The organism is Stenotrophomonas sp. YJH_SMC_64 (assembly GCF_059371375.1).
Window position 1 is genome coordinate 136,457 of the sequence record NZ_JCAFUN010000011.1, and the last position, 23,775, is coordinate 160,231.

Below are 23,775 nucleotides of genomic sequence, written 5' to 3' on the forward strand. Positions count from 1 at the left end.
CCTCGTTCACGTGCCTGACAACCTGCCCCCTGCTTTCGTCGGATATCCGCGCCTGCCCGGCCACCAGCTGCTGAGCCTGCAGGGCCCGGATGCGGCTGTCTTTGCCCACGCCCAGTTCAGCAGCGATGTCTCCGCCCTGCCCCTGCTGCACTGGCAGTGGAGTGCCTGGTTGAGCGCCAAGGGCCGCACCCTGGCGGTGTTCCAGCTGCTGCGGTTGGCCGACGACCACCTGATGCTGGTGCTGGCGGATGGCGATGCCGATGCGATTGCGTCGCAACTGCAGCGCTTCGTGTTCCGCCGCAAGGTCAAGGTGCTGGTGCGCGACGATCTGGCGGCGGCCGGGGCGTTCACTGCGCCCGAGGCCGCCAGCGGCGCTGCGATTGCGCAGGCCGCAGGTGATGGCTGGGAACTGGATTTGGGCAGCGATGCCCTGCCGCGCACCCTGCGCATTGGCGCCGCCGATGCCTTTGCGGCCGGCAGCGAAACCGATGAGGCCGCTTTCGCCCTCGCCTGGCGCCAGGCCGACCTGCGCTACGGGCTGCCGCGGCTGGAAGAAGGCCAGCGCGAGGTGTGGACCCCGCAGCAGCTGGGTCTGGACCGCCTGAACGGCTACAGCGTGAAGAAGGGCTGCTATCCCGGCCAGGAAATCGTCGCGCGCACCCACTTCCTCGGCAAGGCCAAGCGCGCGGTGCAGCTGCTGCATGCCGCAGCACCGGCGCAGGCCGGCGATGGCGTGCAGCAGGACGGCGCGGCGCTGGGCACGATCGCCTGCGTGGCCGGCGACCTGGCGCTGGCGGTGCTGCCACTGGAGGCGGGTGATGCTGACCTGCAGGTGGGTGATGCCATCGCGCAGCGCGTGCCATTGCTGGATGGGTTGGCGCGCTGAAGCAGGTTGGTGGGGATCTGCACTGGTGGGTGCGGACCGTTGGTCCACACGCCTGAAATGGTAGTGCCGGCCGCTGGCCGGCAACCAAGCACGGTTGAGGCTGCCGACCAGCGGCCGGCCCTACCCCTTACAGGCGCTCGCCGGTTTCCGGGTTGAAGAAATGCAACCCCTGCGGGTGGATCGCCACGCGGATCTGTTCGCCCACCGCCGGCAGCGCCTGCGGCGCCACGCGCATGGTCAGCGCATGCTGGCCACTGCTGAGGTTGACGAAGATCTCGTTGCCGACCGGCTCGATGCCTTCGATGCGCGCAGTGAACGCATGCGCATCATCGGCGGCCGCCGGCTGCAGGTGCTCCGGCCGCACGCCCACCGCGATCGGCTTCTGCAACCACGCCGGATCGATCGTGGCCTGGCCCAGCGGTGCACGCCATTCGCCGTCGACCACGGTCACGCCACCGGCATCGCCCTGCAGCGTGCCACGCAGCACGTTCATCGCCGGGCTGCCGAGGAAACCCGCCACGAACAGGTTGGCCGGGCGGTCGTACAGCGCCATCGGCGTATCGATCTGCTGGATGATGCCGTCCTTCAGCACCACGATGCGCTGGCCCAGGGTCATCGCTTCAACCTGGTCGTGCGTCACGTAGATCATGGTGGTGCCCAGCTTGCGATGCAGCTGCGCGATTTCGGTGCGCACGCTGTGGCGCAGCTTGGCATCCAGATTGGACAGCGGTTCGTCGAGCAGGAACACCGCCGGCTCGCGCACCAGCGCCCGGCCCAGCGCAACACGCTGGCGCTGGCCGCCGGACATCGCCTTGGGGAGCTTGTCCATCATCTCCGTCAGGCCCAGCGTCTGCGCCGCTTCGGCGATGCGCTTGTCGATGGTCGCCTTGTCATGCCCGCGCAGCTTCAGGCCGAAGGCCAGGTTCTCGGCCACGGTCATGTGCGGATACAGCGCGTAGCTCTGGAACACCATCGCGATGTCGCGATCCTTCGGCGCCACGTCGTTGACCACGCGATCACCGATGGTCAGCGTGCCGCCGCTGATTTCTTCAAGGCCAGCCACCATCCGCAGCAGGGTCGACTTGCCACAGCCGGACGGACCGACCAGCACCATCAGCTCGCCATCGGCGACCTCGAAGCTGGCGTCCTTCACCGCGACCTGGCCGTTGTCATAGACCTTGCGCACACCCTGCAACTGCACTTTTGCCATATCACCTATCCGGTCCGCCCGAAGCCGGGCTGTCTTTTGGGACTGCCTCGGCCCTCCCGATGGCAGTGATGATTGCGCGCTTGCGGCATGACGGCGAGCACTGCAATCGAATACAGTTGCCCATTCTGCCATGTAAACGTTTTCACGTGGCACTATCCGATGATCGGTGCGCACCGATCTGCGTCGGCGGTGGAACGAAGCTTCCGCCGGGGCAGTGGTTTCGAATGGAACGGTCTCCCGCTACCCCGGAGATCGCCCCTGACGAACCTCGGACAGGCAGTTGCGCGGATGTCCCCCGAACCCAGCCATGAAGCGATTGACAACGATGTCACCCGGATCTGAAACTCGAGCGATGCACGACACCCTCTTCCTGTTCGGTGCCACAGGTGATCTGGCCCAGCGCTACCTGTTCCCTTCGCTGCTTCGCCTGCTTGGCGACGGCCTGCTGCCGGAGGACTTCCGTATCCGTGCGCTGGCCCTGTCCGGGCATGACACCGAAGCCTTCCATGACATCCTGCGCCCGCGCCTGCAGCAGGCCATGCCGATGGCCACGCAGGACGACATCAGTGCCCTGCTGCGCCGCATCGACTACCGTTCGGTGGACCTGCGCGACGTCGACTCGGTTGCCGCCGCGGTCTCCGACCTGGTGCACCGCAAGTGCGTCAGCTACCTGGCCATCCCGCCGGGTCTGTACATCTCCACCTGCGAAGGCCTGGCCAAGGGCGGCGCACTTGCCGCACCGGCACGCCTGATGCTGGAGAAGCCGATCGGCAGCGACAGCGAGAGCGCCGAGGAGATCATCTCTACCATCGGCCAGTGGATCGACGAGGACCGCGTGTTCCGCCTCGACCACTACCTGGGCAAGGCTGCAGTGCAGAACCTGATCGCGCTGCGCTTCGGCAATACGCTGCTGGAGGCAGTGTGGAACCGCAACTACATCGAATCGGTGCACATCCTGGTGGCCGAGAGCGAAGGCGTGGATGGCCGCGACGCCTACTACGCCCGCTCCGGCGCGCTGCGCGACATGGTGCAGAGCCACATCCTGCAGCTGCTGTGCATGGTGGCGATGGAACCGCCGGCGTCGCTGGAAGCCGACCGCATCCGCGACGAGAAGGTCAAGGTGCTGCGCGCCCTGCGTCCGCTTGATGCCAAGCACGCCGCGCGTGACAGCATCCGCGGCCGCTACACCGCCGGCACCATCAACGGCCAGCCGGCACAGGCCTACCAGCCGCCGGAAGGCAGCGACGTGGAGACCTTCGCCGGTGTCACTGCGCACATCGACAACTGGCGCTGGAGCGGCGTGCCGTTCCACCTGGTCACCGGCAAGCGCCTGCCCGAGCGCACCACCCGCGTGGTGGTCACGCTGAAGCCGGTCACCCACTGGCTGTTCGAGCGCCCGCAGCGCGCGCAGGCCGCACCAAACCGCCTGGTGTTCCAGCTGCAGCCGCAGGAAAACATCGAACTGGGCCTGATGAGCAGCCTGGCCGGCCCGGAATGGGGCGCGCTGGAACTGCACCCGCTGGAGCTGGAGCTGTCGGTGCCGACCGGCCTGCACCGCCGCATCGCGTACGAGCGCCTGTTCCTGGATGCGTTCAACGGCAACCACACGCTGTTCGTGCGCGATGACGAAGTGCGCGCCGCCTGGGCGTGGATCGACAGCGTGGCCGATGCCTGGAAGGACGCCAAGCTGCCGCTGGAGCCCTACCCCGCCGGCCAATGGGGCCCGAGCAATGCGGGCGAGTTCCTGCCGCAGGGCGTGGACGCGCCGGACAGCGGAGCCTCGGCATGAGTGCCAGCTCGCAGCCGGTGCTGGTCGCCGACATCGGCGGCACCAACGCCCGCTTCGCCCTGGCCGACACCTCGCAGGACGCACCGCTGCAGAAGGACAGCATCCGCGAGTACGCGGTGGCGGAGTTCCCATCGCTGGGTGATGCCGCGCGCCACCATCTGGAACAGATCGGCGCCACCGCCAGCCGCGGCGTGTTCGCAGTGGCCGGTCGCGTTGATGGTGACGAAGCGCGCATCACCAACCATCCGTGGGTGATCTCGCGCAGCCGCACCGCAGCGATGCTCGGGTTCGACGAACTGCACCTGATCAACGATTTCGCCGCACAGGCGATGGCGATTTCACTGCTGCAGCCCGATGACGTGGTCCAGGTCGGTGGTGCCGCCTGGGTGCCGGGCAAGCCGGGCCAGCCGCGCAACTACGCGGTGATCGGTCCGGGCACCGGCCTGGGTGTCGGTGGCCTGATCCTGCGCCACGGACGCTGCTATCCGCTGGAAACCGAAGGCGGCCATGTCAGCTTCCCCCCGGGAACCCCGGAGGAGATCCGCATCCTGGAAATCCTGTCCGAGCAGTTCGGCCGCGTCTCCAACGAGCGACTGATCTGCGGCCCGGGCCTGGTCAACATCCATCGCGCGGTGTGCGAGATGGCCGGTATCGATCCCGGCCAGCTGCAGCCGGTGGACGTGACCGCCCGTGCCCTGCATGGCGATCCGCAGGCAATGCGCACCGTGGACGTGTTCTGCGCGGTGTTCGGCGCCATTGCCGGCGACCTGGTACTGACCCAGGGTGCCTGGGATGGCGTGTTCCTGACCGGTGGTCTGACTCCGAAGATGCTCGATTCGCTGCAGCACTCTGGTTTCCGCCAGCGCTTCGAACACAAGGGGCGGTTCTCTTCGATCATGGCGCGCGTTCCCTCGTTGGCCGTGATGCATCCCCACGCCGGATTGCTGGGCGCCGCCGCCTATGCCGCCGACGCCGAACGTGACGCACCTGGAGTTGCCGCATGAGTCCCACCTTCCACGACGACCGCATCGAGTTCATCAGCCACGGCGATGCCGATGGCTGGATCGAGGCAGTGGCCGCCGAGATGGCGCAGACCCTCAACCACGACATCAACGAAGTGGGCCGCGCCCGCATCCTGTTGTCCGGCGGCACCACGCCGGCACCGGTCTACCAGGCGCTGGCCGAACTGGACGTGCACTGGGACCGGGTTGAAGTGAGCCTGGCCGACGAGCGCTGGCTGTCGCCGCAGGATCGCGACAGCAACGCATGGCTGGTGCGCGAGCACCTGCTCAAGCGTGCCGAGGGTGCCCATTTTGATCCGCTGGTGCGCATCGGCAAGCCGCTGCCCGAATGCGTCTACAGCGCCAACCTGCAGGCCCAGCACAGCCAGCCGCCGAGCCTGGTGGCACTGGGCATGGGCAACGACGGCCACACCGCCTCGCTGTTCCCCGGCTCGAAGGACCTGGCCCGCGCACTGGAAAGCACCCTGCCCTACGCGGCGCTGGATGCCACCGGCTGCCCGGGCGCGAACCAGTGGCCGCTGCGCATCACCCTGACCCCGCATGGGCTGCGCCAATGCCGCCAGCGCCTGCTGCTGCTGCGCGGCAAGCAGAAGCTGCAGGTGCTGCGCCAGGCGTTGGACAGCAACGACCCCCAGCAGTACCCGATCCTCAACGCGATCAACCTGGAAGGCGCGCGCCTGCGCGTCCACTGGGCTGATTGATGTCGGCGGCGGCGCCCTGCCGCCGCTTGCCTCTCGCCACCTTGAACGCCGGTAGCCAATGAGCCTCCATCCGCAACTGCAAGCCATCACTGAGCGTGTCATCCGCCGCAGCGCCGCCTCGCGTGCCGCCTACCTGGCCGCGATCGACGCCTCCCTGCGCGAAGGCCCGTTCCGCAGCCGCCTGAGCTGCGGCAACCTCGCCCACGGATTCGCCGCCTGTGGCGGCACCGACAAGAGCCGCCTGCGCGGCGGCGTGACGCCGAACCTGGGCATCATCACCGCCTACAACGACATGCTCTCGGCGCACCAGCCGTTCGAGACCTATCCCGAGCAGATCCGCGAGATCGCCCGCGAGCTCGGTGCTACGGCACAGGTGGCCGGCGGTGTGCCGGCGATGTGCGACGGCGTCACCCAGGGCCGCGGCGGCATGGAACTGTCGCTGTTCTCGCGCGATGTGATCGCGCAGGCGACCGCGATCGGGCTCAGCCACGATATGTTCGACAGCACCGTCTACCTCGGCGTGTGCGACAAGATCGTGCCCGGCCTGCTGATCGGTGCGCTGGCCTTCGGCCACCTGCCGGCGGTGTTCGTGCCGGCCGGCCCGATGACCCCGGGCATCCCCAACAAGCAGAAGGCGGAAGTGCGCGAGCGCTACGCCGCCGGCGAAGCCACCCGCGAAGAGCTGCTGGAAGCCGAGTCCGCCTCATACCACGGCGCCGGCACCTGCACCTTCTACGGCACCGCCAATTCCAACCAGGTGCTGCTGGAAGCGATGGGCGTGCAGCTGCCGGGCGCGTCGTTCGTCAATCCGGGCACGCCGCTGCGCGACGCGCTGACCCGCGAAGCGACCGAACGTGCACTGGACATCACCGCACTGGGCGACGACTTCCGTCCGCTGGGCCGGATCATCGACGAGCGCGCGATCATCAACGCGGTCATCGCGCTGATGGCCACCGGCGGTTCGACCAACCACACCATCCACTGGATCGCGGTGGCGCGTGCCGCCGGAATCGTGCTGACCTGGGACGACTTCGACGAACTGTCGCAGCTGATTCCGCTGCTGGCCCGCGTCTATCCGAACGGCGAGGCCGACGTGAACCGCTTCGCGGCCGCTGGCGGCCCGGCGTTCGTGTTCGGCGAGCTGATCAAGGCGGGCCTGATGCACGGCGATCTGGTCAGCGTGGCGCGCGGCGGCATGGCCGACTACGCACGCGAACCGCAGCTGCGCGATGGCCAGCTGGTCTATCTGCCGGGCCTGGAACGCAGCGCCGATGACGAAGTGGTGCGTGGCGTCGACAATCCGTTCGAGCACCAGGGCGGCCTGCGCCTGCTGCGCGGCAACCTCGGCAAGTCGCTGATCAAGCTGTCGGCGGTAAAGCCGCAGTACCGCACGATCGAAGCGCCGGCCGTGGTGGTCGATGCACCGCAGGTGCTGAACAAGCTGCACGCCGGTGGCCTGCTGCCCCAGCATTTCGTGGCGGTGGTGCGTTACCAGGGCCCGCGTGCCAACGGCATGCCCGAACTGCATTCGCTGGCGCCGCTGCTGGGCCTGTTGCAGAACCAGGGCCGGCGCGTGGCGCTGGTCACCGACGGTCGCCTGTCCGGCGCCTCGGGCAAGATTCCGGCGGCGATCCACGTGACGCCGGAAGCGGCACGCGGCGGTCCGCTGGCCAAGGTCCGCGAGGGCGACATGATCCGCCTTGATGGCGAGGCTGGCACGCTGGAAGTGCTGGTGGACGCGGCCGAATGGGCCGCGCGCCCGCTGGCGCCGAACACCGCGCCTGCCGCGCATGACCTGGGCCGCAACCTGTTCGCGATCAACCGTCGCGTGGTGGGTCCGGCCGACCAGGGCGCGATTTCGATTTCGTGCGGGCCGGCGGCGGCTGATGGCGGGCCGTGGGAGTACGACGCGGAATATGAGCTGGGGCACGATGCCGCAGCGGCGGCGGCGCCGCATGAGGCGAAGGACGCCTGAAGCGAAAAGCCGCGGCAGGCTTCCCGGCCTGGGCAGTAGAGCGCCCTGGCCGGGACACGCCGTAAACCCATCCATGGGGGCTCGGTCGCGGCATCCATGCCGCTCACGGTCCCGGCCAGGGCGCTCTACTGCCCTTGGACAATTCCCGGCGCGTCATTTGCGCTGCGGCCACTGAATCAAGAAGAGCAAAAGGCAAGGGCAAAAGCATGGGTATCGAACAACATCAGGTGAAGGCGGCGGAGCTGTTGCGTGCGGCGGGCATCCTGCCGGTGGTGACGATTCATACGCTGGACCAGGCGCGGGCGGTCAGTGCGGCGCTGCTGGAAGGTGGTTTGCCGGCGATCGAGCTGACCCTGCGTACGCCAGTGGCGATGGAAGCATTGGCGATGCTCAAGCGCGAGCTGCCGGACGTGGTGGTGGGTGCCGGTACGGTGCTGACCGTGGAGCAGATGCAGCAGTCGATCGATGCGGGTGCGGACTTCCTGGTGACCCCGGGTACGCCGCCGGCACTGGCTGATGCACTGGCCGCTGCACCGCTGCCGGTGGTGCCGGGTGCGGCCACCCCGACCGAGCTGCTGTCGCTCTACGCCCGCGGCTTCCGCGTGTGCAAGCTGTTCCCGGCCACGGCTGTGGGTGGCCTGGCAATGATCAAGGGACTGGCCGGCCCGGTGGCGGACCTGAAGCTGTGCCCGACCGGCGGCATCACCGAGAACACCGCCGCCGAATACCTCGAGCAGAAGAACGTGGTCTGCATCGGTGGTTCGTGGATGGTGCCGGGCAACTGGATCGCCAACGGCGAATGGGACAAGGTGCGCGCCAGCGCCGCAGACGCCGCCAAGATCATCCAGCGCGTACGCGGCCACTGACAAGAGGATCGGGGTCAGAGCCCTTTCCGTCGGGAAAGGGATCCGACCCCAAGCTACGAGCGCGCGCAGCGCGCGACCCGCTCCTGCTCTTCCTTCTTCATTCCGCGGTGGCGGCGCACGGAAACTGTCCGTGGCCCTGCGGAGGGATTGCGCAGGGGCGTAAGCGCCATGGATGGCGCGCCCGAGCCTCCAGGGATGGATTCACGGCGTCCCCTGCGCAATCCCTCCGCAGGGCCAACCCCACGAATCCTGCCGCACACCGCGAGGGGCTCAGCCGTTGGCCGAACCCCTTACAGCGGCCGTGCCGGATCCACCAACCCGTACTGGCTGGCCATCCGCGCCAGCGCGATGTTGTCGTGGATCCCCATTTTCTCGAACAACCGCGCCTTGTGCGTGTTCACCGTCTTCGCACTCAGGCTCAGGCGCCGCGCGATGTCTTCCTGGCGCAGGCCCTGGGTCAGCAACAGCGCCACCTCAAGCTCGCGCGGCGACAGGTTGTCGAACGGCGAACCATTGCCTTCCACCGTCGACAGTGCCAGATTCTGCGCGATGCTGGTGCCCAGGTAGCGGCGCCCACCTGCCACGTCACGCACCGCGCGCAGCAGTTCCTGCGCATCACAACCCTTGCCGATATATCCGGCCGCGCCGGCTTCGAGCAGCCGCTTCGGCAGCGGGCCATCTTCCAGCACCGACACGATCACTACGCGGGTGTTGCGGTGGCTGCGCACGATACGCTCGGTCACTTCCATGCCGCTCACACCCGGCAGGTGCAGGTCACACAGCACCACATCCGGCAGCAGCTGGCGGACTTCACGCAGCGCGTCTTCGCCGGTCTCGGCTTCGCCCACCACCTCGATGTCGGCTTCCCCCGACAGAATCATCTTCATCCCGGTGCGGACCAGCGCGTGGTCATCCACCAGGTAGACTCGAATCGTCATTCACGTACCTCTTCGAATGCGGCCATTGCAGGTCAAGCTAGGCAGGGTGCCGATACCCTGCAAGCGCGTCCGGAATGCGGCGTCGGCGATCTGCCTTGCGCATCACAGTACCGCGCGTTGTGCTTGCCCCCTGTCTTGCAGAACCTGCTGCAACGAAACAACTGATCTATCACGTAGACGTCCCGCGCGGGGCATCCACGTCAATCCCCCTGTGATGATGCTTCGCTGGCCTTCGCTGGCCGCGTGCCATGATGCCGCCAAGGGTGCCGGCGACTGAACATGACCAGATAGCACCCTACCACCCAAACCAGCGCGGCACACCATCCGGCCAGGATATCGGAGGGGTAATGCACCCCCAGATAGACCCGGGAGACGCTGACCAGCAGGCTGAATGCCGGTGCCAGCAGCAGCACCGGCCAGCGCCAGCGGGTGTTCCAGGCCAGCAGTACCAGGGTCACCGCCAGGGTCATCGAGCCCATCGCGTGGCCGCTGGGAAAGCTGAACGTCGATTCCGGCGCGATCGATTCCCACAGGCTGGGGCGCTGGCGCTGGAAGAAGTGCTTGCTGCCCATGTTCAGCAGCGCCGAGCCGACGAAGCTGACCGCCACGAAGGTGGCCTCGCGCCAGCGCCGGTAGCCCAGCAGCACGCCGATGATCAGCACGTCGGCCGGGATCAGGAACCACTCATAGCCCAGTTTGGAGATGAGCACGAAGAAGCGGTCCAGCAGTGGCGAGTGCAGGCCATGCATCTGCCACAGCAGCGGCGCGTCGAAATGGAACGATTCAAACTCGTGCACCTCGTCCGCCAGGGCGACGAAGCCAGCCAGCGGCAGCAGCACGCCGCCGAACAGCAGGACCAGGCGCCAGGCATTGCGCGCCATCCAGTGGCGGAAACCGGAGGCGGACTCCGGTGCAGCGAGGATTGCAGGCTTATCCGGCGCTTCGGACATACGTGTGTTCGACGTAGTCGTCGATCAGGGCGACGAACTCCTGGGCGATGTTGTCGCCGCGCAGGGTCACCTTCTTCTCGCCATCGACAAACACCGGCGCTGCGGGTGTTTCGCCCGTGCCCGGCAGCGAGATGCCGATGTTGGCATGGCGCGACTCGCCCGGCCCGTTCACGATGCAGCCCATCACCGCCAGGGTCATGTTCTCCGCCCCCGGGTGGTGGATCTTCCACAGCGGCATCTTCTCGCGCACGTGGTTCTGCACCACCTTGGCCAGCTCCTGGAAGAACTCCGAGGTGGTGCGGCCGCAGCCCGGGCAGGCCGTGACCAGCGGCGTGAAGGCGCGTTGGCCGGTGGTCTGCAGCAGTTCCTGGGCGACGATCACTTCCTGCGTGCGCGACTGGCCCGGTTCCGGGGTCAGCGAGATGCGGATGGTGTCACCGATGCCTTCCTGCAGCAGCACGCCCAGCGCCGCCGCCGACGCGACGATGCCCTTGCTGCCGATACCGGCTTCGGTCAGGCCCAGGTGCAGGGCGAAATCCGAGCGCTGGGCCAGGTCGCGGTATACCGCGATCAGCTCCTGCACGCCGCTGACCTTGGCCGACAGCACGATGCGGTCGCGCGGCAGGCCGAGCTCCACCGCCTGCTCGGCCGAATCCAGGGCCGAGCGGATCAGCGCTTCGCGCAGCACGCGGCCGGCATCCCAGGGCTGTTCGCGCAGGCTGTTCTCGTCCATCAGCTTCGCCGCCAGGGCCTGGTCCAGCGAGCCCCAGTTGGCGCCGATGCGCACCGGCTTGTTGTAACGGATGGCGAATTCGATCAGCTGGGCGAACTGCAGATCCTTCTTCTTGCCGAAGCCGACGTTGCCGGGGTTGATGCGGTACTTTGCCAGCGCTTCGGCACACGCCGGTTCGGCGGTCAGCAGCTGGTGGCCGTTGTAATGGAAGTCACCGATCAGCGGCACGTCGATACCCATCATCGCCAGCTTGTCGACGATGCGCGGGATCGCCGCAGCCGCTTCCACGGTGTTGACGGTCAACCGCACCATTTCCGAACCCGCGCGCCACAACTCGGCCACCTGCTTGACGCTGGAAGCCACGTCGGAGGTGTCGGTGTTGGTCATCGACTGCACCACTACCGGCTTGCCTCCGCCTACGGTGACCCCGCCGATCTGCACGGCATGGGTCTGGCGGCGGGGCCAGGAGGTGGCATCGGAGGGAGGCGTAGGGCGGGTAACGGCGTCGTGCATGGGCGCATTCTACCGCCCGCTCCCGCATTCGGGGTGACTCGCATTCAGCCGGCGGCACGGCTGCGGCCGATTGTCGCAGGCACGCGCGCCCGTGAACGCATACGATGAGCATGAATGACCGGTCCCGACGCCCCGTTCCTCCGTACCCTGTGCAGCCTGCGCTGGCTTGCCGTAGGCGGCCAGGCCGCCACCATCCTGGTCGCCAGCTGGGTGCTGGGCCTGCCGTTGCCCCAGCTGCCACTATGGGCCGGCGTGGCCGTGCTCACCTTGTTCAACATCTACACCCAGCTGCGCCCGGAAGCGGCCGACACCGCCCCGCTGACCGCATTCGGCCATATCCTGGTGGACGTGATCATCCTGACCTGGATGGTGGGCTGGAGCGGCGGCATGGCCAACCCGTTCAGTTCACTGTTCCTGATCCTGATCGCGCTGGCCGCCTTCGCCCTGCCCCTGCGCTGGGCACTGGCAGTGGCCCTGGCCTGCCTGCTCGGCTACGCCGCCAGCGGCATCTTCGGCCAGCCGCTGCCGGACGGCTATTTCCGCGCGCAGGACCTCAACCGTTGGGGCGTGGTCGCCAACTTCCTCATTTCCGCAGCGGTCGTGCTGACCTTCTCCACCCGCCTGGCGCTGGCGCTGCGACAGCGCGAACTGGAACTGTCGGCACTCAGGGAACGCTTCGCCCGCAACGAAGGCATCGTCGCCCTGGCCACCCATGCCGCCTCCGTGGCGCATGAACTGAACACGCCGCTGGCGACCATGACCCTGCTTGCCGATGACGTCGCCGAGCGCAGCGAAGAGCCCGAAGTGCGCGAAGACATGGAGACCCTGCGCGAACTGCTGGTGCAGTGCCGGGAGCGCGTGCTGGCGCTGGCCGCACCGGCCTCGGCCGACGCACCGGGCCGCAGCCACTCCAGCGCGCAGCAGGTACTGGAACAGTGGCGCCTGGTGCGGCCGACCATCGACCTGCACCGCAACGACGATGCGCCGCTGCGGCTGCCACTCGACCCGGGCGTGGGCCATCTGCTGATGGTCCTGCTCAACAATGCCGCTGATGCCGGCGAACAGGCCGGCCGGCCGCGCGTGGACCTGGACCTTCGCATCGAAGGCGACGACCTGATCGGCGAAGTCCGCGACTACGGCCACGGCTTCGACGCCCGCGCCGCGGTGCTGCCGGGCAAGCTGTTCGGCAGCAGCAAAAGCGAGGGCATGGGCGTCGGCCTGGCCCTGTCCCATGCCACCATCGAACGCCTCGACGGCGAGATGTGGATGCGCCCGGCCCAGGGGGCCGGCAGCCGCGTCGGCTTCCGCCTGCCGCTGGCCCCACGCGAGGACACCCCATGAGCCTTCACCACTCCACCCTGGGCCTTCTGGTCGACGACGACGAGCTGTACCTGCGTACCCTGCAGCGCAGCCTGGCCCGCAAGGGGCTGGAAACCCAGACCGCGCAGGACGCCGCCAGTGCACTGGCACTGGCCCGCCAGCATCCGCCGGCGTTCGCGCTGATCGACCTGAAGCTGGGCAGCGATTCCGGCCTGGCACTGATCCAACCACTGCGCGCGCTGCGCGCGGACATGCGCATCCTGCTGGTCACCGGCTACGCCAGCATCGCCACCGCCGTGGAGGCGATCAAGCTCGGTGCGGACGATTACCTGCCCAAGCCAGCCACGGTACCGATGATCCTTCGCGCTTTGGGCGAGGAGGATGACGGCCCGGCCGACGATGGCGAAATGGAAGTGCCCGACGCGATGACACCGATCAGCCGCCTGCAGTGGGAACACATCCAGCAGGCGATGCACGAGACCGGCGGCAACGTGTCGGCAGCCGCGCGCCTGCTCGGCATGCACCGGCGCTCGCTGCAGCGCAAGCTGGCCAAGCGGCCCAGCCCGGAACGCGACCCGAGCCGCTGAGGCACCACGCCCTTCATGGTAGTGCCGGCCGCTGGCCGGCAACCCGTCCGCTCCGGTAGTGCCGGCCGCTGGCCGGCATCCAGGTGATGCTTCAATCGTTCATGAGGTTGCCGGCCAGCGGCCGGCACCACCAGAGCCTCAGCGCTTCAGCTGCGCAAGGATCTCGCGGGTCATCGGGTCGGCAACGGCCACATCCTCGCCCTGCAGCGCCGGCAGCAGGCCGCTGGCCAGCTGCTTGCCCAGTTCGACACCGAACTGGTCGAAGGCGTTGATGTTCCAGATCACCGACTGCACGTACACGGCGTGTTCGTACATGGCGATCAGCGCACCCAGCGCCTGCGGGGTCAGCGCCTCGAGCAGGATCAGCGTGCTCGGGCGGCCGCCCGGGTAATCACGGTGCGGGTCGTCGCTGCCCTGGCCATTGGCCAGTGCTTCGGTCTGCGCCAGCAGATTGGCCAGCAGGGCCTGATGATTGATCGTGTAGGGATCGTCGTTGTGCACGCAGCCGATGAAGTCGGCCGGAACGATGCTGGTGCCCTGGTGCAGTGCCTGGAAGAAGCTGTGCTGCACATCGGTGCCCGCGCCTCCCCACCACACCGGCACGGTATCGGTGGTGACCGGCTGGCCATCACGCTGCACACGCTTGCCCAGGCTTTCCATCACCAGCTGCTGCAGGTAGGCCGGCAACAGCGCCAGGCGCTGGTCGTAGGTCATCACCGCATGCGTGGCATGGCCCAGCAGGTTGCGGTTCCAGATGTCGGTCAGGCCGTGCAGCACCGGCAGGTTGCGCTCCAGCGGTGCATCCAGCGCATGCGCATCCATCTGCGCAGCACCTTCCAGCAGCTGTTCAAAGCGCTCGAAGCCGATCGCCAGCGCGATCGGGAAACCGACCGCAGACCACAGCGAATAGCGGCCGCCGACCCAATCCCACATCGGCAGCACACGATCGGCGGCGATGGCAAAGGCCTTGGCGGCACGTTCCGGATTGGCGCTGACCGCGTACAGGCGATCGCTGCCACCCAGCCAGTCGTGCAGGATCTGGCCGTTGAGCAGGGTTTCCTGGGTGCCAAAGGTCTTGGAGATCAGGATGCCGGCGGTCTTGGCCGGATCCAGCGTGGCCAGCGTACGCTGCATGGCCGCGCCGTCCACGTTCGATACGAAATGCACGCGCAGGCGCGCACCGCTGACCGGACGCAGCGCGTCGGCGACCAGGCGCGGGCCAAGGTCGGAACCACCGATGCCGACACTGACTACATCGGTCACGCCACTGTCTTCCAGCGCGCGCACCAGCACGCCCATGCGCTGGCGGATCTCGCGCGCGGTGGCATAGGCCTCGGCCGCCACCGGCGCATCGACCACGTCGCCGCGCAGTGCGGTGTGCAGCGCGGCGCGACCTTCGGTCAGGTTGACCTGCTCGCCACGGAACAGGCGGGTGATGGCACCACCGACATCACGGTCGGCAGCCAGCGCCAGCAATGCCTGCAACGCCGCGGCATCGTATTTCTGCCGGGCGAAGCTGACGTACAACGGACCGACCCGCAGCGCCAGGTCCTGCACGCGGCCGGGTTCGGCGGCGAGCAGGCCGGAGATGCTTGCGCCCTTCAGGCGCTGGGCGTGGGAATGCAGCGAGTCGAATCCGTTGTTCGTTGTCATGCGGCCTGGGTCGGGATCGTGTCGTTGGTGTGGGTGATCTGGTTCTTGCCATCAACGTACACCAGCTTCGGCTTGAAGCTGTCGGCTTCCTGCTCGGTCATGCTGGCGAACGCGGCAATGATGATGATGTCACCGACCTGCACGTGGCGCGCGGCGCCACCGTTGAGCGAGACAACGCCGCTGCCGGCTTCGGCGCGGATGGCATAGGTCGAGAAGCGCGCACCGTTGGTCACGTCCCAGATGTGCACCTGCTCGAACTCGCGGATGCCGGTGGCAGCCAGCAGGTTGTCATCGATGGCGATCGAGCCTTCGTAGTTCAGCTCGGAATGGGTGACGGTGGCGCGGTGGATCTTGGTCTTGAGCAGGGACAGGTGCATGGGGGCGCTGCAACGGCAAAGGAAAGAGCGGATTCTAGCACCCGCTTGGCCGTCGTCAGGGGCCTGCGGCAGGACGCTGAAGGCCGTTCAGGCGCCCTCGCCCGGCGGCGGCGCCGTGGCATGGACGGCACCGCCCTGCAGTGACAGCCTGAACACCGTATGGAAGGCCAGCCCGGAGGCCAGGCCCAGGCCCCCTGCAGCCAACACCGTCAGCCCATAGCTGATCACATCGAATGTATCGACATAGCGCAGGCGCTGCAGCAGCGGCCCATGGATCGCGCCCGGCCATTCATGGATGGCCATGGCCAGCGCGCCCAGAGCAGACCCTGCAAGCACGAAGCGGGTCCGGCGCAGGGGCCACCGAGACCGCAGGAGCAACGCCATCGGCAGGAACACCGCGATGGCGACGCAGACGCCCAGCCCGAACATCAGTCCACCGCCGGTGAGCGCGGGCATCGGCGTGCGCCTGAATTCGAGCGCGAACAACAGGCCGCCAAACAGTTGCGCCGGCAGCATGCCGGCAGCCAGCACGGCCAGGATCAACGCCTGCGCAAGCCGACCAGCGTCAGTGGAGGGTGTCTTCATTGCCGTTCTCCCGTCCATGGGAAGGTGCGAGGCGCCCATTGTGGGCGCCCCCGGGCCGCATGCGGCTCAGAACTCCAGGTTGTCGATCAGGCGGGTGGAGCCCAGGCGCGCGGCGATCAGCGCTACGCGGCCACCGCCATCGAACGTCGGCTCGGCCAGCTCCGGGGTGCGCAGCACCGCATAGTCGACCTGGAAACCGGCCGCCTGCAATGCCGCCGTGGCGTCGGCCTCGATGCGATCACGCGCCTGCCCGGCCACGTAGCCTTCGCGCATGCCCAGCAGGGTGCGGTGGATGGTGGTCGCGACCGGGCGCTGTTCGGCGCTCAGGTACTGGTTGCGCGAACTCTTGGCCAGGCCATCCTCGTCGCGCACGATGTCCGCGCCGACGATCTGGATCGGGAACGACAGCTCAGCCACCATCTGCCGGATCACCGCCAGCTGCTGGTAGTCCTTGCGGCCGAACACGGCCACGTCCGGCTGCACCTGCAGGAACAGGCGCGCCACCACCGTGCAGACGCCATCGAAGTGGCCCGGGCGGCTGGCACCTTCCAGCACCTCGCTCACGCCGGGCGCGTGCATCTGCGTGGTCTTGTCCACGCCCAGCGGGTACATGGCCTCGACGCTGGGCAGCCACACCGCATCGCAGCCGACCTGCTCAAGCCCGGCCACATCGGCCTCGGGCGTACGCGGATAGCGACTGAAATCCTCGTTCGGCCCGAACTGGGTCGGGTTGACGAAGATGCTCGCCACCACCTTGTCGGCGTACTGGCGGGCCAGGGTCACCAGCGAATGGTGGCCACCGTGCAGGTTGCCCATGGTCGGCACCAGCGCCACGCGCAGGCCCTCACGCTTCCACTGGGCGATCTGCTCGCGCAGTGCGCCGAGCTCGTTGAAGGTCTGGATCATTGGGCGTAAGCGTGCTGTTCGTCGGGGAAGCTGCCGTCGCGCACGGCGTCGGCATAGGCGCGGGTGGCACCGGCCACCGAACCGCCTTCGGCAAGGAAATCCTTGACGAACTTGGGGCGGCGATGGCCACTGTCCAGGCCGAGGAAATCGTGCAGCACCAGCACCTGGCCGTCGCACTGCGGGCCGGCACCGATGCCGATGGTCGGCACCTCCACCGCAGCGGTCACCTCGGCGGCAACCGGGGTCGGCACGCACTCAAGCACCATGATGCTGGCGCCGGCAGCGGCCACGGCCCTGGCATCTTCCACCAGCTGGCGCGCGGCATCGCCGCGGCCCTGGATCTTGAAGCCGCCCAGGCGCAGCACCGACTGTGGGGTCAGGCCCAGATGCGCACAGACCGGAATCTCACGCTCAACCAGGTAGCGGATGATGTCGACCTTGAAGCCGGCACCTTCGATCTTGACCATCTCGGCACCGGCCTGCAGCAGCTGCAGCGAAGCATCCAGCGCGCGCTCCGGAGTGGCATCGGCACCGAACGGCAGGTCGGCCACCAGCAGCGCGCGCTGCAGCACACGGGCCACGGCGCGGGTGTGGTAGACCATGTCGGCCACGGTCACCGGCAGGGTCGAATCATGGCCCTGCACGACCATGCCCAGCGAATCGCCGATCAGGATCAGGTCGACACCATTGGCATCGAAGGTGCGGGCAAAGCCAGCGTCGTAGGCGGTCAACATGACCAGCTTCTGGCCATTGCGCTTGGCCTCGGCCAGGGCGGGAACGGTCCAGGGCTTGCTGTCTGCGTGGGTGCTCATGTGCTGATAACCGGGGGAGATAACCCGGGCATTATCACCCTATCGGCGCGATCCCGCAGGCATCCACCCGCATCACTGCATCCCGCACGCGGCCATGGCCGGGGATGGCCAGATCCGGCGCGATTTCGGCCAGCGGCACCAGCACGAAGGCACGCTCGTGCATGTAGGGGTGTGGCACCTGCAGGCCGGGCTGGTCGAGCACCTGCGCGCCATACAGCAGCAGGTCCAGGTCCAGCGCGCGCGGCCCCCAGTGCACCGCCGCATCACGCACGCGGCCAAAGCCCTGCTCCAGCGCCAGCATCGCCTGCAGCAGTTCATCGGCTGCCAGTGACGTTTCGACCGCGGCCACCGCGTTGACGAACGGTGGCTGGTCTTCATTGCCCCAGGCCGGCGTTGCGTACAGGCGCGAGGCCTGCAGCACGCGGGTCCCGGGCAGGCCGTCCAGCGCAGTGATCGCCGCGCCGACAGTCGTGGCCGCATCGCCGAGGTTGGCGCCGAGGCCGATCCACGCTGGCGTCATTGCTTATTCGCCAGCTGCACCGGCCGAGGCCCCCGGGCGGCGGCGACGACGGCGACGCTTGCGCGGTGCTCCGTTCTCGTCATCGCCCTCTTCGCTGTGCATCGCGTCCAGCGACGATTCCAGCTCGCGGCCCGACTGCGCCTGTGCGTCGCGCCAGAATTCAACATCGGCAGCGTGCTCGGCCGAGGCCACCTGGCGCAGGCTGAGGAAGTCGAACGCGGCGCGGAAGCGCGGATGGGTGAGCGTGCGGAACACGCGCTTGCGCTGGCGCGAGCTGAAACGCGACTGCAGCAGCCAGATTTCCTGCATCGGCAGCGAGAAGCGGCGCGGCAGCGCGATGGTGCTCAGCTGCTGCACGGTGACGCGGTCGGCGGCACGACGCTGCGCCTCTTCCGGCGCCACGCCCTGCTTGAGCAGGGTCGCCTGGGCGCGGCAGAACGCCGGCCACAGCAGCAGCGCGAACAGGAACGCCGGCGAGACCGGCTCGTCGTTGGCCACGCGGGCATCGGTATTGGCCAGGCCCTCTACCAGCATGCGGCGCAGCGCGCCGGTGCGGTTGGACTTCAACGCCCTGGCGCTTTCCGGGAACAGCACGTCGAGCAGACCGTAGCGCTCCAGGCCTTCGAAGCTGGCCACGCCGTGCCCGGACAGGAACAGCTTCAGCACTTCCTCGAACAGGCGTGCCGGCGCGGCTTCGTTGAGCAGGCCAGCCAGCTGCGGGATCGGCGCGGCGGTGCCCTCTTCGATCTGGAAGCCGAGCTTGGCCGCCAGGCGCACGGCGCGCAGCATGCGCACCGGGTCTTCCTGGTAGCGCTGTACCGGGTCGCCGATGAGTTTCATCAGGCGCGCCTGCACGTCTTCGAAGCCACCGGTGTAGTCACGCACCGAGAAGTCCTCGATGGCGTAGTACAGGGCGTTGCAGGTGAAGTCGCGGCGGACGGCGTCGTCTTCGATGTTGCCGTACACGTTGTCGCGTACAAGCATGCCGTTTTCCATCTCGCGGTCGCCACTGCCGTCATCGCTGTTGGCGCGGAAGGTGGCGACTTCGATGATCTCGCGGCCGAACACAACGTGGGCGAGGCGGAAACGGCGGCCGATCAGGCGGCAGTTGCGGAACAGCTGCTTGACCTGTTCGGGCGTGGCGTCGGTGGCCACGTCGAAATCCTTGGGTTGGCCATTGACCAGCAGGTCGCGCACCGCGCCGCCGACAAGGTAGGCGCCGAAGCCGGCATCGCGCAGGCGATAAAGCACGCGCAGGGCGTTCGGGCTGATGTCCTTGCGGGAGATCGTGTGCTGGTCGCGCGGGATGACGCGCAGGCTGAACGGTGATGTAGCAGAGGAAATGATGTTGGCGCTTCCGGTTGAAGTTTCGGGATTGCCCAATGGCATCGAGGTGCATATACTAGCGCTCCTGCCTCGGCAGCGACACAGTTACGCTCCCTTCGTCTAGTGGTTAGGACGTGGCCCTCTCAAGGCTAAAACAGGGGTTCGAGTCCCCTAGGGAGCGCCAGTCGCTGCAGCAGGAACCGAAAAAGCCCGCCTTGTGCGGGCTTTTCTGTTTTCCGGGCCTGCAATCGGCTTGAGCCGGTGGGGTCACCCAGGGCAGGACACGCCGTAAACCCATCCATGGGGGCTCGATGGCGCCATCCATGGCGCCAACGGTCCTGCCCTGGGTGACCCCACCGGCTCTGGACGGTTTCCCGCGAGCTGCGGCAACAACCGGCCAGCGCTTCGCCGCATCCGCACGCACCATGAACTGTCAGGAGGGGGCAGGCCGCCCTCTCACACTCTGGACAAGCAGGCGCCAACGGAACGCAACCGAAGCCAGTCGCCGTCAGCCTTCCATCTGCTCCAGCTCCTTGCCCTTGGTCTCGCGTACGTAGCGGACCACGAAGATGATCGAGAGGATCGCCGCGACCGCGTAGATGCCATAGGCGCCGGCCAGGCCGATGCCGGCCAGCAGCATCGGGAAGGTCACGGTGATCGCGAAGTTCGAGGTCCATTGCGCCGCACCCGCCACCGCCAGCGCCGGGCCGCGGATCTGGTTGGGGAACATCTCGCCCAGCATCACCCACATCACCGGGCCCCAGGACATGTTGAAGAACACCACGTAGACATTGGCCGCGACCAGCGCCAGCCGCCCCATGCCATCGGACAGCTGCAGGCGCCCATCGACCAGGCTGCCGCTGGCGAACGCCACCACCATCAGCACCAGCGCCACCGACATGCCGACCGAGCCGATCCACAGCAGCGGCTTGCGCCCGATGCGGTCGATCAGCAGCACCGTCAGCAGGCAGGCACCGATGCTCAGCCCACCGGACAGCACGTTGATCAACAGCGCGTCGCTTTCCGAAAAGCCGACCGCCTGCCACAGCACTGCGCCGTAGTAGAACACCACGTTGATGCCGACCAGCTGCTGGAACATGGCCAGGCCGATACCCACCCACAGGATCGGCCGCAGCTTGCCGCTGACCGTGTCGCGCAGGTCGCTGAAGCGCGGCTTGTGCTGGTCCTGGGCCAGGCTGGTTTCGATCTCGGCCTGCTTGGCCGCCGCCACGGTATCGCCGTACAGCCGCGCGAGCACCGCCCTCGCCTGCTGCTGGCGCCCCTTCAGGACCAGGAAGCGCGGGCTTTCCGGAATCACCAGCAACAACAGCAGGAACAGCCCCGACGGCAGCGCCTGCATCCAGAACATCCAGCGCCAGGCCTCATGACCCAGCCACAACGGCTCGGTCGACGCCCCGGCGGCGCGGGCCAGCAGGTAGTTGCTGAGGAACGCCGCGAACAGGCCGCAGATGATCGCCATCTGCTGCACTGTGGCCAGGCGCCCGCGATAGCGCGCCGAGGCCACCTCGGCGATGTAGGCCGGCGACATCACGCTGGCCGCCCCTACTGCAAAGCCGCCCAGCACGCGGGCCGCGATGAACAGCCAGGAGGCGTGGGCTGCACCGGCACCCAGCGCCGAGACCAGGAACATCAGCGCCGAGGCGATCAGCACGCCGCGGCGTCCCAGGCGGTCGCCCAGCCAACCGGCCAGGAACGCACCGATCGCACAGCCCAGCAGCATCGAGGCGACTTCGAAACCGAGCGCCGCCTCGCTGGAGTTGAAGGCCTGGCGCAGGCCATCGACCGTGCCATTGATGACACCACTGTCGAAGCCGAACAGGAATCCACCGAGCGTGGCCACGCAGCTGATCAAGACGATGAATGCAGTGATCTCACCGCCATGGAGTGCGATGCTGGGCTGGGCTGGTGACATTGACGATCCTGCTGGGAAGGGGGCCGGCCACCCGACGCAGCCGGCTGACCCCCAGCGTCGCACAGGCCCCGCCCTGCCGCCAATGACTGCCACGGCCGCGCCTGCCAGACGCCCGATTTCCGCCCCGCGCCGACAGCGGGGGCCAACCTGTTCTAGAATTGGCGGGTTCAGGAATCGATCCACCCCCAGCCCATGCCCTTTGTCGTCACCGAAAACTGCATCAAGTGCAAACACACCGATTGCGTGGAAGTGTGCCCCGTGGATTGCTTCCACGAAGGCCCGAACTTCCTGGTGATCGACCCGGATGAGTGCATCGACTGCACCCTCTGCGAGCCGGAGTGCCCGGTCAACGCGATCTTCCCGGAGGACGATGTCCCCGCCGGCCAGGAAGGCTTCGTCGCCCTCAACGCCGAGCTGGCGAAGGAGTGGCCGGTGCTGACCGTGCGCAAGGACCCGCCCGCCGACGCCGGCGAATGGGATGGCAAGCCGGACAAGCTGAAGCTGCTGGAGCGCTGAGAAGCGCCCACGGCGGCAACGAAAAGGGCGCCCACGGGCGCCCTTTTCTGTTTTCCGGTGAACGCCAACCGCAAGATCCGGCATGCCAGCCTTGCGATCCGGTATGCCAACCTCGCGATACGGCATGCCGACCTTGCGATCCGGTAGGTGCCAACCTTGGTTGGCACAGAAGCGCCGACCAAGGTCAGTCTCTACCAGAGGCAGCCCTTACTGGGCCAGCTTCGCCTTCAGCGCGGCGATCAGCTTCACCGGCGCTTCGGCGGTGGCCGGCAGGCCACGCGGGTCGACCGCGGAGATGTAGGCGCCGGCATCGACGGCGACCACGCGGACCAGGAAGTTGCTGCCTTCGTAGGCCACGTCATACGAGCCGAGCAGCTGGGCGCGGCTGGCGATGGTCACGCCCTCCACGCCTTCCAGCGCGGTACCGACCTTGGCGAAGGCTTCATCCTTGCCACCGGCGATGGTGAAACCGGTATTGCCAACGGCCGGAGCCGCAGCCGCCGGTGCTGCCGGCTTGGTGGCCGACACCAGCGCCGGCACCTTGTTGTCACCGGTGGTGGCCGGCAGGTTGAGGTCCGGCGGCACTTCCAGCGGACGCATTTCCGGGGCCAGGGCATAGTCGCCCTTGACGCCACGCTTGAAGCAGCCGGTGGTGCCGGCGGCAACGGCCACCGCAAGCAGGGCGTAGGACAGCACGCGGACAGTGGAAACGGATTGACGCATGTGAATCTCCTGGGTCAGACCAAGACGAAAGGTCAGTGGCTGGAAAGGGCTTCAAGGGCGGCGATGTCGCCGGCAAGATGGTCGGCGGCCGCGTGGTGCGGCGCCGACAGCGGCAGCAGCGGCAGGCGCAGGTCATGGCCGATGCCGATACGGCGCAGCAGCGCCTTGACCGGAATCGGGTTCGGTTCAACACCGCAGAAATCATGGAACGGCTGCAGGCGCGCATCCCAGGACTCGGTGGCTTCGTGGTCATGGGCGGCGGCCAGCTCGCACATGCGGCGGTAGGCGCCGGGCAGCACGTTGGAGCCGACCGAGATCAGGCCGTCGATACCGGCCCGGATCGAACGCGCAGCCGTACCGTCGTCGCCGCTGAGCACGGCGAACTGCGGGCTGCGCAGTGCGAGCAGCGCCTGCACCCGGCCGGTGTCGCCCACCGCCTCCTTGATGCCGACGATGTTGGGGTGGCTGGCCAGTTCGGCCACGGTCTCCGGCTGCATGTCGCAACCGGTACGGCCGGGCACGTTGTACAGCACGACCGGCAACCCGCCCTGGTCGGCGACCGCACGATAATGGGCAATCAGGCCGGCCTGGGTCGGCCTCACGTAAGGCGGGGTGACCACCAGTGCATGGCTGGCGCCAAGCGCGGCCGCACGACGGGTCTGTTCGATGGTTTTGGCGGTACCGGACAGGCCGGTGCCGGCCATGACCGGGATGCGGCCGCCAATGCGTTCGACCGCGCTGGCCAGCAGCAGGTCGTACTCGGCATCGGTGAGGGTTGCCGCTTCGCCGGTCGAGCCGGCAACGACAACGCCATGGACGCCACCTTCCAGTTGCAGGTGCAGCAGGCGCTGCCAACCGTCGGGATCGAGAGCGCCGTCGGCCCGGAACGGGGTCGCCAGCGCGGTGATGAGGCCGGAAAGGGACAAGGACGTGC

23 protein-coding genes and 1 tRNA gene are annotated in these 23,775 nt (G+C 67.8%); 10 read left to right on the forward strand and 14 right to left on the reverse strand.

Translation table 11 applies throughout. The features are described 5' to 3' along the window. The first annotated feature begins 10 nt into the window (after window positions 1-10). Window positions 11-886: a CAF17-like 4Fe-4S cluster assembly/insertion protein YgfZ gene (gene ygfZ, locus AC5P9L_RS13555; RefSeq protein WP_262102003.1), complete on the forward strand. Its 876-nt coding sequence runs from the start codon at window positions 11-13 to the stop codon at window positions 884-886. Between the two features lie 127 nt (window positions 887-1,013). Here the strand turns inward: ygfZ and AC5P9L_RS13560 are convergent, their stop codons facing one another. After that, a complete protein-coding gene (locus AC5P9L_RS13560; protein ID WP_010484335.1) occupies window positions 1,014-2,096 on the reverse strand; it encodes an ABC transporter ATP-binding protein in 1,083 nt (360 codons plus the stop codon). A gap of 352 nt (window positions 2,097-2,448) precedes the next feature. On the opposite strand from AC5P9L_RS13560, the gene zwf reads away from it, so the two are divergent. The 5 genes from zwf to eda all read left to right on the forward strand — a co-directional run bounded on the left by zwf (window position 2,449) and on the right by eda (window position 8,449). Beyond that, on the forward strand, window positions 2,449-3,885 hold the full coding sequence (gene zwf, locus AC5P9L_RS13565) for a glucose-6-phosphate dehydrogenase (protein ID WP_010484333.1): 1,437 nt from the start codon (window positions 2,449-2,451) through the stop codon (window positions 3,883-3,885). Further along, window positions 3,882-4,889 (forward strand): glucokinase, encoded by a 1,008-nt coding sequence (gene glk / locus AC5P9L_RS13570; protein ID WP_010484331.1) that lies wholly within the window; start codon window positions 3,882-3,884, stop codon window positions 4,887-4,889. The genes zwf and glk overlap by 4 nt, the downstream gene beginning before the upstream one ends. Beyond that, a complete protein-coding gene (gene pgl, locus AC5P9L_RS13575; protein ID WP_262102002.1) occupies window positions 4,886-5,608 on the forward strand; it encodes a 6-phosphogluconolactonase in 723 nt (240 codons plus the stop codon). The genes glk and pgl overlap by 4 nt, the downstream gene beginning before the upstream one ends. A gap of 58 nt (window positions 5,609-5,666) precedes the next feature. Continuing rightward, window positions 5,667-7,583: a phosphogluconate dehydratase gene (edd, locus tag AC5P9L_RS13580; protein ID WP_099498286.1), complete on the forward strand. Its 1,917-nt coding sequence runs from the start codon at window positions 5,667-5,669 to the stop codon at window positions 7,581-7,583. Between the two features lie 206 nt (window positions 7,584-7,789). Further along, a complete protein-coding gene (gene eda / locus AC5P9L_RS13585) occupies window positions 7,790-8,449 on the forward strand; it encodes a bifunctional 4-hydroxy-2-oxoglutarate aldolase/2-dehydro-3-deoxy-phosphogluconate aldolase (protein WP_005409068.1) in 660 nt (219 codons plus the stop codon). 290 nt (window positions 8,450-8,739) lie between these two features. On the opposite strand, the gene AC5P9L_RS13590 is transcribed toward eda, so the two are convergent. The 3 genes from AC5P9L_RS13590 to ispG all read right to left on the reverse strand — a co-directional run bounded on the left by AC5P9L_RS13590 (window position 8,740) and on the right by ispG (window position 11,583). Continuing rightward, window positions 8,740-9,387 (reverse strand): response regulator, encoded by a 648-nt coding sequence (locus AC5P9L_RS13590; RefSeq protein ID WP_227415664.1) that lies wholly within the window; start codon window positions 9,385-9,387, stop codon window positions 8,740-8,742. A 200-nt stretch (window positions 9,388-9,587) separates the two neighbouring features. Continuing rightward, the gene (locus AC5P9L_RS13595) at window positions 9,588-10,337 is read right to left on the reverse strand and encodes a phosphatase PAP2 family protein (RefSeq protein WP_058980273.1); all 750 of its coding nucleotides are present in this window, start codon (window positions 10,335-10,337) and stop codon (window positions 9,588-9,590) included. After that, entirely contained in the window at window positions 10,318-11,583 is a 1,266-nt protein-coding gene (ispG, locus tag AC5P9L_RS13600) for a flavodoxin-dependent (E)-4-hydroxy-3-methylbut-2-enyl-diphosphate synthase (RefSeq protein WP_019661189.1), read from the reverse strand. Before ispG ends, AC5P9L_RS13595 begins: the two co-directional genes overlap by 20 nt. Window positions 11,584-11,697: 114 nt before the next feature. Between ispG and AC5P9L_RS13605 the strand changes: the two genes are divergently transcribed. Next, window positions 11,698-12,924, forward strand: a complete 1,227-nt coding sequence (locus AC5P9L_RS13605) for an ATP-binding protein (protein ID WP_262101999.1) — start codon at window positions 11,698-11,700, stop codon at window positions 12,922-12,924. Next, window positions 12,921-13,490 (forward strand): response regulator transcription factor, encoded by a 570-nt coding sequence (locus tag AC5P9L_RS13610; protein WP_012510702.1) that lies wholly within the window; start codon window positions 12,921-12,923, stop codon window positions 13,488-13,490. Before AC5P9L_RS13605 ends, AC5P9L_RS13610 begins: the two co-directional genes overlap by 4 nt. 138 nt (window positions 13,491-13,628) lie before the next feature. On the opposite strand, the gene pgi is transcribed toward AC5P9L_RS13610, so the two are convergent. From pgi to pcnB, 7 genes are all read right to left on the reverse strand, one after another. Continuing rightward, window positions 13,629-15,143 carry a glucose-6-phosphate isomerase gene (pgi, locus tag AC5P9L_RS13615; protein WP_049396132.1) on the reverse strand — a complete coding sequence of 505 codons (1,515 nt, stop codon included), beginning with the start codon at window positions 15,141-15,143 and terminating at the stop codon, window positions 13,629-13,631. After that, a complete protein-coding gene (gene panD, locus AC5P9L_RS13620) occupies window positions 15,140-15,520 on the reverse strand; it encodes an aspartate 1-decarboxylase (protein ID WP_005409061.1) in 381 nt (126 codons plus the stop codon). Before panD ends, pgi begins: the two co-directional genes overlap by 4 nt. 87 nt (window positions 15,521-15,607) lie before the next feature. Continuing rightward, window positions 15,608-16,105, reverse strand: a complete 498-nt coding sequence (locus AC5P9L_RS13625; RefSeq protein WP_043035019.1) for a hypothetical protein — start codon at window positions 16,103-16,105, stop codon at window positions 15,608-15,610. A gap of 66 nt (window positions 16,106-16,171) precedes the next feature. Continuing rightward, the gene (gene panC, locus AC5P9L_RS13630; protein ID WP_012479762.1) at window positions 16,172-17,011 is read right to left on the reverse strand and encodes a pantoate--beta-alanine ligase; all 840 of its coding nucleotides are present in this window, start codon (window positions 17,009-17,011) and stop codon (window positions 16,172-16,174) included. Then, window positions 17,008-17,823 (reverse strand): 3-methyl-2-oxobutanoate hydroxymethyltransferase, encoded by an 816-nt coding sequence (gene panB, locus AC5P9L_RS13635; protein WP_033833063.1) that lies wholly within the window; start codon window positions 17,821-17,823, stop codon window positions 17,008-17,010. Before panB ends, panC begins: the two co-directional genes overlap by 4 nt. Window positions 17,824-17,857: 34 nt before the next feature. After that, window positions 17,858-18,343, reverse strand: a complete 486-nt coding sequence (folK, locus tag AC5P9L_RS13640) for a 2-amino-4-hydroxy-6-hydroxymethyldihydropteridine diphosphokinase (RefSeq protein ID WP_012479761.1) — start codon at window positions 18,341-18,343, stop codon at window positions 17,858-17,860. 3 nt (window positions 18,344-18,346) lie between these two features. Further along, a complete protein-coding gene (gene pcnB, locus AC5P9L_RS13645) occupies window positions 18,347-19,726 on the reverse strand; it encodes a polynucleotide adenylyltransferase PcnB (protein WP_262102010.1) in 1,380 nt (459 codons plus the stop codon). Window positions 19,727-19,778: 52 nt separating this feature from the next. On the opposite strand from pcnB, the gene AC5P9L_RS13650 reads away from it, so the two are divergent. Then, a tRNA-Glu gene (locus AC5P9L_RS13650) sits at window positions 19,779-19,853 on the forward strand. A 324-nt stretch (window positions 19,854-20,177) separates the two neighbouring features. Here the strand turns inward: AC5P9L_RS13650 and AC5P9L_RS13655 are convergent. Next, window positions 20,178-21,602 carry a sugar porter family MFS transporter gene (locus AC5P9L_RS13655; RefSeq protein ID WP_262101997.1) on the reverse strand — a complete coding sequence of 475 codons (1,425 nt, stop codon included), beginning with the start codon at window positions 21,600-21,602 and terminating at the stop codon, window positions 20,178-20,180. A 192-nt stretch (window positions 21,603-21,794) separates the two neighbouring features. Here AC5P9L_RS13655 and fdxA point away from each other — a divergent pair, with 192 nt between their 5' ends. Further along, a complete protein-coding gene (gene fdxA, locus AC5P9L_RS13660; RefSeq protein ID WP_005409054.1) occupies window positions 21,795-22,118 on the forward strand; it encodes a ferredoxin FdxA in 324 nt (107 codons plus the stop codon). Window positions 22,119-22,325: 207 nt separating this feature from the next. Here fdxA and AC5P9L_RS13665 read toward each other — a convergent pair whose 3' ends face one another. Beyond that, on the reverse strand, window positions 22,326-22,841 hold the full coding sequence (locus AC5P9L_RS13665) for a hypothetical protein (RefSeq protein WP_005409053.1): 516 nt from the start codon (window positions 22,839-22,841) through the stop codon (window positions 22,326-22,328). A gap of 32 nt (window positions 22,842-22,873) precedes the next feature. Then, complete coding sequence (dapA, locus tag AC5P9L_RS13670; protein WP_005409052.1) at window positions 22,874-23,767, reverse strand: 4-hydroxy-tetrahydrodipicolinate synthase; 894 nt, start codon at window positions 23,765-23,767, stop codon at window positions 22,874-22,876. Window positions 23,768-23,775 lie beyond the last annotated feature (8 nt).

Excerpts from the sequence above, each read along its gene's own strand:
- zwf (WP_010484333.1), top strand. The coding sequence starts at position 2,449 with ATGCACGACACCCTCTTCCTGTTCGGTGCCACAGGTGATCTGGCCCAG.
- edd (WP_099498286.1), top strand. The coding sequence starts at position 5,667 with ATGAGCCTCCATCCGCAACTGCAAGCCATCACTGAGCGTGTCATCCGC.
- AC5P9L_RS13625 (WP_043035019.1), bottom strand. The coding sequence starts at position 16,105 with ATGAAGACACCCTCCACTGACGCTGGTCGGCTTGCGCAGGCGTTGATC.
- AC5P9L_RS13605 (WP_262101999.1), top strand. The coding sequence starts at position 11,698 with ATGACCGGTCCCGACGCCCCGTTCCTCCGTACCCTGTGCAGCCTGCGC.
- panC (WP_012479762.1), bottom strand. The coding sequence starts at position 17,011 with ATGATCCAGACCTTCAACGAGCTCGGCGCACTGCGCGAGCAGATCGCC.
- AC5P9L_RS13655 (WP_262101997.1), bottom strand. The coding sequence starts at position 21,602 with ATGTCACCAGCCCAGCCCAGCATCGCACTCCATGGCGGTGAGATCACT.
- AC5P9L_RS13590 (WP_227415664.1), bottom strand. The coding sequence starts at position 9,387 with ATGACGATTCGAGTCTACCTGGTGGATGACCACGCGCTGGTCCGCACC.
- fdxA (WP_005409054.1), top strand. The coding sequence starts at position 21,795 with ATGCCCTTTGTCGTCACCGAAAACTGCATCAAGTGCAAACACACCGAT.
- AC5P9L_RS13665 (WP_005409053.1), bottom strand. The coding sequence starts at position 22,841 with ATGCGTCAATCCGTTTCCACTGTCCGCGTGCTGTCCTACGCCCTGCTT.
- panB (WP_033833063.1), bottom strand. The coding sequence starts at position 17,823 with ATGAGCACCCACGCAGACAGCAAGCCCTGGACCGTTCCCGCCCTGGCC.
- pgl (WP_262102002.1), top strand. The coding sequence starts at position 4,886 with ATGAGTCCCACCTTCCACGACGACCGCATCGAGTTCATCAGCCACGGC.
- ispG (WP_019661189.1), bottom strand. The coding sequence starts at position 11,583 with ATGCACGACGCCGTTACCCGCCCTACGCCTCCCTCCGATGCCACCTCC.
- glk (WP_010484331.1), top strand. The coding sequence starts at position 3,882 with ATGAGTGCCAGCTCGCAGCCGGTGCTGGTCGCCGACATCGGCGGCACC.
- AC5P9L_RS13595 (WP_058980273.1), bottom strand. The coding sequence starts at position 10,337 with ATGTCCGAAGCGCCGGATAAGCCTGCAATCCTCGCTGCACCGGAGTCC.
- AC5P9L_RS13560 (WP_010484335.1), bottom strand. The coding sequence starts at position 2,096 with ATGGCAAAAGTGCAGTTGCAGGGTGTGCGCAAGGTCTATGACAACGGC.
- folK (WP_012479761.1), bottom strand. The coding sequence starts at position 18,343 with ATGACGCCAGCGTGGATCGGCCTCGGCGCCAACCTCGGCGATGCGGCC.
- pgi (WP_049396132.1), bottom strand. The coding sequence starts at position 15,143 with ATGACAACGAACAACGGATTCGACTCGCTGCATTCCCACGCCCAGCGC.
- AC5P9L_RS13610 (WP_012510702.1), top strand. The coding sequence starts at position 12,921 with ATGAGCCTTCACCACTCCACCCTGGGCCTTCTGGTCGACGACGACGAG.
- panD (WP_005409061.1), bottom strand. The coding sequence starts at position 15,520 with ATGCACCTGTCCCTGCTCAAGACCAAGATCCACCGCGCCACCGTCACC.
- eda (WP_005409068.1), top strand. The coding sequence starts at position 7,790 with ATGGGTATCGAACAACATCAGGTGAAGGCGGCGGAGCTGTTGCGTGCG.